Source organism: Streptomyces sp. CC228A (assembly GCF_021390935.1).
GTDB lineage: Bacteria > Actinomycetota > Actinomycetes > Streptomycetales > Streptomycetaceae > Streptomyces.
The window spans coordinates 52,952-64,260 of the sequence record NZ_JAJPUI010000007.1 but is presented as its reverse complement, the minus strand read 5'-3'; the positions used below and the strand labels follow the sequence as shown (position 1 = coordinate 64,260).

The window sequence follows — 11,309 nt, the reverse complement described above, 5'->3', positions numbered from 1 at the left end:
CCGGCTTCCGGAGATGCCGGCTTCCGGAGTGCCGGTTTCCGGAGATGCCGGCTCCGGGACGACGCCAGACGAGCCAGAGGTGTACCTGGACGTGTGGAGCCCGAGGTATGGCTGCCAGGTGGGCGTCGGTCCGGTACGGCTGGGGGATGCACCGTACCGGACCGCCGGCGGTCACGCCTCGCGGGAACCCTCGTACATGGCCTCGATGGCCTCGGCGTACTCGCGCTCCACGACAGGCCGCTTGACCTTGAGGCTGGGGGTGAGCTCACCGTGCTCCACATCGAGATCACGCGGCAACACAGAGAACTTCTTGATGGTCTGCCACCGCTGCAGTTCGCCGTTGACACGCTGGACGAAGCCGTCGATCAAGTCGTGGACCTGCGGTGACGAGACGACCTCCGCGTAGCTGCGGCCTTCGAGGCCGTGGGATGCCGCCCACGGCATGATGACGGTCTCGTCCAGGGCGATCAGGGCGGTGCAGTAGTTGCGGCCGTTGCCGATGACCAGCACATTGCTCACGAACGGGCAGACGGCCTTGAACCGCCCCTCGATCTCCGTCGGAGCCACGTACTTGCCGCCCGAGGTCTTGAACAGGTCCTTCTTGCGGTCGGTGATCCGGACGAAGCCGTCGCCGTCGACCTCGCCGATGTCGCCGGTGTGGAACCAGCCGTCGCTCTCCAGCACCTCGTCGGTCTTCTCCGGGAGGTTGTGGTAGCCGCGCATGATCCCGGGGCCCCGGAGAAGGACCTCGCCGTCGGCGGCGATGCGGACCTCCGTCCCGGGCAGCGGTTTGCCGACGGTGCCGACGCGAAGGTCGTCGGCGGGGTTGACGGTACAGGCGGCGCTGGTCTCGGTGAGACCGTAGCCTTCGAGCACGGGCACGCCGGCGCCGGCGAAGAAATAGCCGATGTCGGGCGCGAGCGCGGCACTGCCTGAGACGCTGCCGCGCAGATTGCCTCCGAAGGCGGCGCGGATCTTGCGGTACACCAGCCGGTCGGCCAGGGCGTGCTGCACGGAGAGCCGCAAGGGGACCCTGCGCCTCGCTGTCGCCACCACGGTGTTCTGCCGCGCCCTGGCGTAGTCGCGGGCGACCTGCGCCGCCCACAGGAAGATCTTGTGCTTGGCGCCGCCCTCGGCCCTCGCCTTGCTCGCGATGCCGTTGTAGACCTTCTCGAAGATCCGCGGTGCGGACGCCATCACGGTGGGCCGGACGGCAGGCAGGTTGGTGATGATGCGGTCGACACGCCCGTCCACGGCCATCACATGTCCGGTCCTGATCTGGCCGGATATCAGGGCCTTGCCGAAGACGTGGGACAGCGGCAACCAGAGGAACTGCACGTCGTCGGGGCGCAGCAGCCCGCTGACCTCCTGCGCGACACCCTGGTAGGACCAGCAGTCGTGGACGAGGCGAACGCCCTTCGGGCGGCCGGTCGTGCCGGAGGTGTAGATGAGGGTCGCGAGTTGTTCCCGCTCGATGGCACCGACGGCTGCCTCGATCGCGTCAGGGTGCTCTTCCAGGTGCGCGGCGCCGAGCTTCTCGAGCTCGGCGAGGGACAGCACTTCCAGGCCGTCCACGGGTGGGGCGTCGGCCTGCGGGTCGAAGAGGATCGCGTGGCCGAGACCGGGCAGGCGGTCGGCATGGGCGACCACCTTGGCCAGCTGAGCGGCGTTCTCGACGAAGATCGCCCGGCTGCCGGAGTCGGCGAGGATGTACGCCGTCTCATCGGCGTTGGTGCTGGGGTAGACGGCGGTGGCGGCAGCGCCCGCGCACATGACACCCATGTCGGCCAGGATCCATTCCACGCGGGTGGAGGAGGAGATCGCCACACGCTCTTCGGGCTGCACCCCGAGTGCAAGAAGGCCGGCCGCGATCACCTTGACCCGCTCGCCGGTCTGCGCCCAGGTCAGTGACTGCCACTGCTCGGTGCCGGAAGAAGCGCCGTCACCGGCCGCCACGGGGTAGCGGTAGGCCTCCAGGTCGGGCGTGGCCCGGACTCTTGAGAGGAAGAGATGCGCCACGGAAACGGGGCGGCTTTCGAGAAGGGACTGCGCGGAACTCACATCGGCCTCCGGGCCCGGACGCGCCCATCCAAAGGCGAGTTAACTGATGGGTAGCTCGTAAGCAGAGCTGAGACTAAAGGCAAATCCTCCGGAACGTAAGGGAGGAGAGTCTGGGGTGCACGTTCTCGAAGCGGCGCCGGACCCGCACCGAGCCGAGCAGCGCGTGGGGCGCGTCGCCATCCATGAGGACGATCGGGGTGGGTGGTGCCGGGCCGCCCCTACCTCGGGGGGTACCCCCAGCGACGTAGAACAGGTTCCGCCCGGGACCCGCGTCACACCACTTCGCCGAGCATCAGCTGTGGACGTCGGTACGGCCTGTGCCGGCGGGCGCAGTCAAGCGGGCAGTCGGCCGGCCTGGAGAACTGGGCGGCAGCGGGTGTACTGAGGGGCCGTGGGGCGGACGTCGGACGCTGGGCACCAGGGGCCGGCCGGGCTGCGATCGGTATGCCGATGGTGAGGAAGATCCGCTGCCCGAAGACGTTCACGGCGGCCTCGTCGATGCTGTCAGGAGGCAGACGTGCTTCGGTCATGACTGATCCTGAGAGGCCACCGGCCACCGGCCACGGGCCACCGGCCACGGGCCACCGGGCACAGGGCCACCGGCCACGGGCCACCGGCCACGGGCCACCGGGCACAGGGGCCACCGGCCGCCAGCCACGGGCCACCAGCCACCGGCCGCCAGCCACGGGCCACCAGCCACCGGCCACTGGCCACGGACCACGGGCCACCGGCCACCGGCCACCGGGCACACGGGCCACCGGGCACACGGGCCACCGGGCACACGGGCCACGGGCCACCGGGCACACGGGCCACGGGCCACCGGGCACACGGGCCACGGGCCACCGGGCGCAGGGGCGGCAGTTCCGTACCGGATGGGGTACTTCCACGGATGCCCTCGGTGGGTGGCCTGTGCCAGGCTCCGCACGACCCACCCCAAGAGGAGCGATCATGCCCAGCCACGACCAGATCAGCCGGTTCTACGGGCTGCCGATCACCCCACGGATGATCGACGCGTCCGAGGAGCGGCTGACCGGGCCGTACGACGGTGATCTGGTGCACGCCCATCTGTCGGCCAACTACTCCTACTTCGGGGCGATCGACAAGACCCTCGCCGGTTTCTTCGTCCTCGACGACGAGGGCGACAACTACACGCTGCTGGACGTGCGCGGGGACGGGCGGGTGTGGTGGCAGGACCACGAGACCCGTGAGCTGTACGACCGGTTCGACTCGCTGGAGGACTGGGTCTCCTTCAAGAAGGAGCTGGACGACGGCGCCGACGAGGACGAGCTCCGCGACGCCTACCGCACCGGCCGGCCCGCCGTGCGGCAGGAGTCACCCGGCGTCCCCACCACGGAGACGCTCGCCGGGCGCTACCAGTGGCTCGTGTGGCTGCTGGCCCAGCCGCTGCTGGACGGTGCGGGTGACGCGATCCAGAGCGACGAGCACCTCGCGGGCAACGCCGCCGGACATCTGCGCGCCGTCTGGCCGACGGACGAGGCCGCCGGGACGGCGCTGCTGGCCGAGCTGCCGTACCTCGCCGCCGATCCTCACCTGGCGGTCTACTGGCTGCTGCACACCTCGCTGCTGGCGATGGACGAGCAGCGGGCGCGCGTGCTGGCGGCGATCGGTCCGGAGGGCGGGCGCCCGCCGCTGGTCGAGGCGTTCGCGGCGGTGTTCGGCACGCTGCCGCTCGACGGGGACGTCCCGGTCGTCCCCGGATTCCGGGCCCGGCGGTCACTGGCTCTGCTGAACTCGGCCACCGAGCGGGAGCAGTGGGCGCGTGTCGCGCTGCTCTCCCTCAGGATCGCCCCCGATGTACGGCCGCTGACCACGTTCCGCCTCGTCCACGACGGTCTGCGGGACGGCACCCTCACCGACGCGGAGGTCGGCGATGCCGCCCGGGACATGGAGGCCGCGTCGGGCACCTTCGCCCTGCGTGCCCTGCTTGACCAGCGCGCGGGCAGGCCGGGCAGCGCCCACGCGGACGAGTTCGCCCGCGCGGTGGTCGGCACCGGCGAGAGCTGGCCGGCGGTGCTGGACGCGGTGTGGGTCGTCCACCCCCTGATACGGGACGCCGACGCGCTGGCCTCCGTCGCCCGCTTCCTGCTGGAGAAGGAGCCGCACCACCGCTGGGTGCTCGCCCTGGCGGCGCAGGCCCAGGAACTGGCCGGGCGCGAGCTGTTCCTGCCCGCCGAACAGCTACCGCGGGCCCTGGCCCTGGCCGAGGCGTCCGCACCGGTCGTGGCGGAGCTGAGGTCGGCATCGGAGGGCTGCGCCGAGATCGTCGCGCGGATCTCCGACCCGGAGTTGACCCGAGTGGTCGCCCGCCGTGTCCTGTACCGCTCCGGGGTGGACGAGTACGCGGCCGAGGTGAGCGCCTGGGCGATCCGCACGGTCCTTCAGAGCGCCGACGCGGATGCGACCGAGCTGGCCGCGAAGGGCTTCGAGGCGCTGGAGAACTCGGTGCAGGCGGAGGTGCTGGGGAAGGTGGCGGATGCGATCACCTCCGCCGACCACCCCTTCACAGCCGTACTGCTGAGGATCCTGGAGCACACGCCCGACCCCGACGGCGCCGACGTCCTGGCGGCCATGGCGGTCGAGGACATGAAGGAGGAGATCCTCAAAGCCATCGCGCCGATCGCCCACCAGCCCCAGGTATTCGACCGGCTCATGCGCCTCGCCGAAGCGGATCCGCCCGCCCCCGCCACCACCCTCGACCCGCTGTGGAACGAACTGTTCAGTTCCTGGCACGAGGACACGTCCATCCTGCCCCGGCTCACCGACGCCCAGGCCGAACGGGCCGCCCGCGCGATGGTCGCCACCAGGCTCACCCACCCGAGCATCCACGCCCGCAACGCGGCCGGGCACCAGCTCTACAGCTTCGACCACGTGGGCGCCCAGGACTACCTGATCGAGGCGCTGGACGAGTACGGCCGCCGCTACGCCGCCTCCACCGAGAAGAGCGGAAAGGTCTTCGACCACGGCGAGACGGAGGACGACCTGCTGCAGGACACGGTCGCCAACCTGTACTCGGCGGTCCGCAAGATGGGCACGCCCCGCTCCCGGACCACGCTGATCGGGCGGCTGTTCACCGAGCGGCGCGAGTTCTGGCGGATGGGCGACGCGATCGGCGGGATCTTCACCGAGGAGGTCCACCGCGAGACGATGTCCGCGCTGCGAGCCCGGCCCGACGGCCGCGCCGCCGGCTGCTACGCCTACGCCCTCACCGACTTCGTCCGGCAGGGCCCGCCGAAGGTGGAGCTGCTGCGGGAGCTGGCGCACCGGCCGGTGCCGCAGGAGGAGACCGAGCGGCGCTTCTTCGCGTACGCGCTCGTCATCGGCATCGACGCCGCGCTCGCCGCGCACGAGTACGAGCTGGTGCGCACCGCTCACACGCTCCTGGCCGCCATCGCCGAACCGCCGCTGGCCCCCGACGAGCACGCCGGGGGCCGGGCGTGGACCAACCCGCTGGCACGCAAGGGGCGGGCCGCGCAACTGGAAGCAGTGCTCTCCGGCCGGGCCGACGCCGAACGGCGGCGCCTGCTGGACAAGGGCACCACCGCCCGCGCCGCCGGGAAACCGCGCCGCAAGATCTCCGACAAGAACCTCGGCATCCTGGCCCAGGTGACCGTGCGACGCAGGATTCTGCACGACCGGGCGAGCGGCGAGGTCTGGTTCCTCGACACCGACGGCGCGGTCCACGTCTTCGACGGCTACGAGATCACCGAGCCGCCCTTCCGGGTCCGCCCCGCCGGACACGGGCGGATGCGGGAGTTCCTCGCCGGCGTCACCGAACTGTCCGAGCGGGCGCTGTTCTGGGACCGCCGGGCCGCCCACTACACCGAGACCGTCCGCTACGGCGACCGGCTCACCGTGCGCTGGGGCGGCCACAACACCGGCTCGGTCAACTGCCTCGGCCTGCACTTCCCCGACGCCGCCACCGCCGCCGAGGCGTTCACACGGCTCGGACGCAGCATCGAGGCGAGCGGGATGAGCGCGTCGAGCCCCTGGTACCTCCCGGGCAAGGGCGCTGTCGTGCGCACCTATCACACCCCCTCCGGGGGCGACGGTGAGACCGACCACCTCAGCGTCTTCGAGGACCGGGCCGACCGGAGCGGCCCCCAGTACGCCACCGGCGCCGAGGCGATCGCCGCGCACCAGCGGTGGGAGCTGGAGGCGCAGCGGGACCGCAACGCCTTCCTCGGCTGCCTGGAGTGGGACGGGGGCTGCCTGCGGCGCGAGGACATGACGGTACGGCAGTGGATCCGGGGCCGGATCCGCGACGACTCCCGCGACACCGCATGGCACGTCAGCGCGCTCACCGAGATCACCGAGTACCTCACCACCCACGGTTACGGCGACCTGATCGCCGGGGCCGGCATCGAGGTGGAGGTCGGGTCCGGCGTGAGCGAGGAGGAGATCGCCGCTTTCGCAGCGGAATGCCGGCATCCGGTGCCCGAAGTGCTGCGCTCCTTCTGGCGGGAGGTCGGGCACGCGCGCTGGTCCGTGGCGGGCGAGGCGGGCAGGACCGGGATGCGGGTGCTCTCCCCGGCGCAGGTGAAGGCCCGCCGTCCCATGGCACGGGAGCTGGGCCGGACATACCTGCGGGCGCTGTACCCCGCTCGCGCGGAGGCGGTCCGGCCGGTCATGGAGTCGCTCGACGTACTGGTGGAGAGGTTCGGTGGCGGTGATCCGGTGGCCGTCACGCTGCTCGCCGACCAGGAGCGTGAGGACGAGCGGGTCTTCACCGCAGCCTGCGAGGACCCGGACGACTTCTGGTGGGAGAGTTCGCTGCCGTGGACGCTCGCCACCGGATTCCTCCGCGAGTTCGCCGACGCGGTCGAGTCGGCCGCCCCCGTGGTGGCCGAGGTCCACCACGGCCAGCGGTTCAACCCCGACGCCGAGCGCCGCCGCTTCGAACTCCGGCGCGAGGGCAAGCCGCCCCGCTTCTGGGAGCTCTTCCACGACCCGGCCCACGCCGTCGTCTCGACCCGCGAGGGCAAGCTCGGCGCGGTGGGCGCCGTGAAGGCCCGCTGCTACGACGACCCGGCACGGGCGGCCAGGAAGGCGGCGAAGCTGGTCGCGGCGAGGACGAAGGCGGGCTACTGCGAGATCACGACGGACGTCGACCGGCCTGGCTCCCCGTGACCGCGACCGATGCCCGCCCCACCGCTTCAGGAGTTCCGCCCATGCCACCCATCGAGTTCATCGACGGCGACGCCACCACCCCGCAGGCCGACGGCAACCGGATCATCGCGCATGTCTGCAACGACATCGGCGCCTGGGGCGCGGGGTTCGTACGGGCGCTGTCCCACCGCTGGCCCGAGCCCGAGAAGGAGTTCCGGCGCTGGTACCGCGACCGCGCCTCCTCGGGATTCCGCCTCGGCGCCGTGCAACTGGTCCAGGTCGATCCGCACGTGTGGGTCGCGAACATGGTGGGCCAGCACGGCATCAGGACCCGCGCGGGCACACGGACCGACTCCGGCACCGAACCCGCCGACAGCGGCCCGCCCATCCGCTACGAGGCGGTGGGCGGGGCCCTGCACACGCTGGCGGAGCACGCTCTGCGGCTGCACGCCTCGGTGCACATGCCCCGCATCGGCTGCGGCCTGGCGGGCGGCACCTGGGACCGCGTGGAACCGCTGGTCGTCGAGGCGCTGGGAGCGCGGGGGATCCGTACCGTCGTCTACGACCCTGCGTGACCGCCGACGGTCAGCGGTCGCCGTCGCGGCACACCCGTCGCCCCGCCGACAGCCGGTCGCATCGCGACAGCCGGTCGAAGAGTTCGTACCGGCCCAGGAGCGGAGTGCCGTCCCCGACGCCGTCGGTGAAGACCTCGTCCACGAGCAGGGACCGCAAACGGTCCCGCGCTTCCTCCTGGTCGTCCGGCCGTCCCAAGCGGTAGCTTCCGTGGTCCAGGTGGCCGTCCGCCTGCACCGCGGCGCCCGAGGGGAACCTTCTCCATGGCCGGCCGCGCCCGGATGGCACCCGAAGCGGTCGTACGGGGATCGAGGCTGATGCAGGAGACGACGCCCGCACGGATATCCCCCGGACCCGCAGATCCCCGGCGCTGAACACCGCGTGCGCCGTCAGGTCCCCGCGGACGACGATCCGCCTGTCGTAGCCGTGGTCGTACCGGCAGCACCGGACGGTGAGCGAGCCGGTGACCACGCGTGGCGCCGCCGCGCCCGGACGCCCGGTGACGAGCAGGCCACCGTGACGGTGCAGCGACTCGGACAGTTCCGGGTGCTCCCTCCCACAGCCCTCCGTCAACCGCCCCACCGGGCACCGTAGACACACCTGAATCGGAGATGCGACATGACAGACATCGTCTCCCGCTGGCGGCAGTTCGAGCAGATGCTCCAGGCCAAGGGCCTCGGCTGGGCGCTGGACTACGCGCCCGCCGACCTGCGCCGCTCACGCATGGCGACCCATCCGCACGGAGCCCGGCTGGACCACCTGCTGCCCGCCGACTACCGGACCTTCGTCAAGGAGGTCGGCTACCCGGTGCTCGGCTTCTCGTACTACGACCGTCGGGGGACGACGTTCCTGCCGCCCGAAGCGATGGCCGTGCTGTCGGTCGAGATCCACGATGAGGAACACGGCTTCCCGAAGGCGGTCGAAGGCGAACCCACCCCGTGCAGGCACGCCTTCTTCGCCGGCTACGACCTGTCCCACATCAGTGGCTTCGCCCTGGCGGAGGACGGGGTGTGGGTGGTCGAGGACTCGGCCGCGATCGAGTACGTGGGCAGTTTCACGGAGTGGCTGGAGGGTGAGCTGATCGACGTCGAGCACCGCATCGCCGAGCCCGGCTTCGGAGAGGACGCCGACCCCGACGAGGCGGCCGACCCCCACCGGCTGCTCGGCTACTCGCTCGAAGTCGACCTGTCCCGCCCACCGCACAGCGCGGCGGACCTTGAGCTGAACTGGGTCGAGGACCAGTCCGACAGTCCCTTCTCCTACGGCCTGATCGACGCGGAGGGACGCTGGCGCATCCCGATGGGCAGGCGGTACGTCGAGGTCCGGCCGTTCCGCGACGGAGTCGCCGAGGTGCGGCTGCCCGCCGAGGACGGTTCCTACGGCGGGCCGTGGACGCGGATCGACACCGAGGGCCGACCCGTCGACCAGCCGGCGTAGCAGCCGGTCAGCCTTCGCAGAAGCTGATCACTCGCAGAAGACGGTCAGCCCCTCGCCGGCCGCCGCCGCGTCGCCGAGGACGCCGACCACTACGTAAGCAGGAGTTCCAGGAAGGCGCCCCGGGAGGGCCAGGCGTATGGGAGCCGTCCCGGCAGCACGGCTTCCCCGCCCTGCACCACTTCTACGCCTCCGAGGAACTGGAGGCTGGGGAACCGGTCGTCTCCCTGGCGCGCTGGCTGGGGCACTCCGATCCGGGGTTCACGCTGCGGAAGTCCTGCCCACTTCCTGCCTCGCGCGGGCGCACGGGGCAGCGCCGCCCTCGACGCGACTTCTGCGCAACCTCGGGCGTGAGGGCGCCGGGCCGGAACAGCGGCCCGTAGGAGCCCGTCACAGGCCCAACGTCCCAGGGAAGTCCCACGGATGCCGCCGCACCCTTCCCTGACCCGCTTCACCGCAGGTCAGGTCAGAAGGGGTGCGGCGGCATCCTCGTATCAAATGTCGCGGAAGATCTCGATCTGGGCGCCGACCGAGTTCAGCCGCTCCGCGAGGTCCTCGTAGCCGCGGTTGATGACGTACACGTTGCGCAGGACCGACGTGCCCTCCGCGGCCATCATGGCGAGCAGGACGACCACGGCCGGGCGGAGGGCCGGCGGGCACATCATCTCGGCGGCGCGCCAGCGGGTCGGGCCCTCGACGAGGACGCGGTGCGGGTCGAGGAGCTGGAGGCGGCCGCCGAGGCGGTTGAGGTCCGTCAGGTAGATCGCGCGGTTGTCGTAGACCCAGTCGTGGATGAGGGTCTTGCCCTGCGCGGCCGCGGCGATGGCCGCGAAGAAGGGGACGTTGTCGATGTTCAGGCCCGGGAACGGCATCGGGTGGATCTTGTCGATCGGCGCTTCCAGTTTGGAGGGGCGGACCGTCAGGTCGACCAGGCGGGTGCGGCCGTTGTCCGCGCCGTACTCGGCGGAGCGGTCGTGGTCCAGGCCCATCTCCTCCAGGACCGCGAGCTCGATCTCCAGGAACTCGATGGGCACCCGGCGGATCGTCAGCTCCGACTCGGTGACGACGGCCGCGGCGAGCAGGCTCATCGCCTCGACCGGGTCCTCGGAGGGCGAGTAGTCGACGTCCACGTCGATGTGCGGCACGCCGTGGACGGTGAGGGTGGTCGTGCCGATGCCCTCGACCCGTACGCCCAGCGCCTCCAGGAAGAAGCAGAGGTCCTGGACCATGTAGTTGGAGGAGGCGTTGCGGATGACGGTGGCGCCGTCGTGGCGGGCGGCGGCCAGCAGCGCGTTCTCGGTCACGGTGTCGCCGCGCTCGGTCAGCACGATGGGGCGGTCCGGCGTGACGCCCGGGTCGACCTCCGCGTGGTAGAGGCCCTCGGTGGCGGTGATGTCCAGGCCGAACCGGCGCAGGGCGATCATGTGCGGCTCGACCGTCCGCGTGCCCAGGTCGCAGCCGCCGGCGTACGGCAGCTTGAACGACCGCATCCGGTGCAGGAGCGGCCCGAGGAACATGATGATCGAGCGGGTGCGGCGGGCCGCGTCCGCGTCGATGGCCTCCATGGTGAGCTCGGCGGGCGGGACGATCTCCAGGTCCGTACCGTCGTTGATCCAGCGGGTGCGGACCCCGATGGAGTTCAGCACCTCCAGCAGCCGGTAGACCTCCTCGATGCGCGCGACCCGGCGCAGCACCGTCCGGCCCTTGTTCAGCAGGGAGGCGCAGAGCAGGGCGACACATGCGTTCTTGCTGGTCTTGACGTCGATGGCGCCGGAGAGGCGGCGGCCGCCGACGACCCTCAGGTGCATGGGCCCGGAGTAACCGAGCGACACGATCTCGCTGTCCAGCGCCTCACCGATGCGGGCGATCATCTCAAGACTGATGTTCTGGTTTCCGCGCTCGATACGGTTGACGGCGCTTTGGCTGGTGGCCAGCGCCTCGGCGAGCTGCGTCTGTGTCCAGCCGCGATGCTGGCGGGCGTCACGGATGAGCCTGCCGATGCGTACGAGGTAGTCGTCTGCCATAGCGGCAGGCTATCTCACATATGAGATGAGATTGGGATCCGGGTGAGCCGTTCGGGTGAACCCTCGTCGACCATACGCCAGTTCTTCCCT

Annotated in this window: 7 protein-coding genes; 3 read left to right on the top strand and 4 right to left on the bottom strand. The window is 71.2% G+C overall.

Annotated features, from left to right (window positions below; translation table 11 throughout):
• Positions 1 to 171: 171 nt before the first annotated feature.
• On the bottom strand, positions 172 to 2,061 hold the full coding sequence (locus L6E17_RS20310) for a long-chain fatty acid--CoA ligase (RefSeq protein WP_236242182.1): 1,890 nt from the start codon (positions 2,059 to 2,061) through the stop codon (positions 172 to 174).
• 272 nt (positions 2,062 to 2,333) lie between these two features.
• Complete coding sequence (locus L6E17_RS20305; protein ID WP_236242181.1) at positions 2,334 to 2,591, bottom strand: hypothetical protein; 258 nt, start codon at positions 2,589 to 2,591, stop codon at positions 2,334 to 2,336.
• Positions 2,592 to 3,009: 418 nt separating this feature from the next.
• Here L6E17_RS20305 and L6E17_RS20300 point away from each other — a divergent pair, with 418 nt between their 5' ends.
• Positions 3,010 to 7,209, top strand: coding sequence for an SMI1/KNR4 family protein (locus tag L6E17_RS20300; protein ID WP_236242180.1), 4,200 nt, complete (start codon positions 3,010 to 3,012; stop codon positions 7,207 to 7,209).
• Positions 7,210 to 7,250: 41 nt separating this feature from the next.
• Positions 7,251 to 7,763: a macro domain-containing protein gene (locus tag L6E17_RS20295; protein WP_236242179.1), complete on the top strand. Its 513-nt coding sequence runs from the start codon at positions 7,251 to 7,253 to the stop codon at positions 7,761 to 7,763.
• Between the two features lie 10 nt (positions 7,764 to 7,773).
• Here the strand turns inward: L6E17_RS20295 and L6E17_RS20290 are convergent, their stop codons facing one another.
• On the bottom strand, positions 7,774 to 7,959 hold the full coding sequence (locus L6E17_RS20290) for a hypothetical protein (protein WP_236242178.1): 186 nt from the start codon (positions 7,957 to 7,959) through the stop codon (positions 7,774 to 7,776).
• A gap of 420 nt (positions 7,960 to 8,379) precedes the next feature.
• Here L6E17_RS20290 and L6E17_RS20285 point away from each other — a divergent pair, with 420 nt between their 5' ends.
• Positions 8,380 to 9,198: a WG repeat-containing protein gene (locus L6E17_RS20285; RefSeq protein ID WP_236242177.1), complete on the top strand. Its 819-nt coding sequence runs from the start codon at positions 8,380 to 8,382 to the stop codon at positions 9,196 to 9,198.
• A 491-nt stretch (positions 9,199 to 9,689) separates the two neighbouring features.
• On the opposite strand, the gene L6E17_RS20280 is transcribed toward L6E17_RS20285, so the two are convergent.
• Positions 9,690 to 11,219 carry a UDP-N-acetylglucosamine 1-carboxyvinyltransferase gene (locus L6E17_RS20280; RefSeq protein WP_236242176.1) on the bottom strand — a complete coding sequence of 510 codons (1,530 nt, stop codon included), beginning with the start codon at positions 11,217 to 11,219 and terminating at the stop codon, positions 9,690 to 9,692.
• Positions 11,220 to 11,309: the final 90 nt, after the last annotated feature.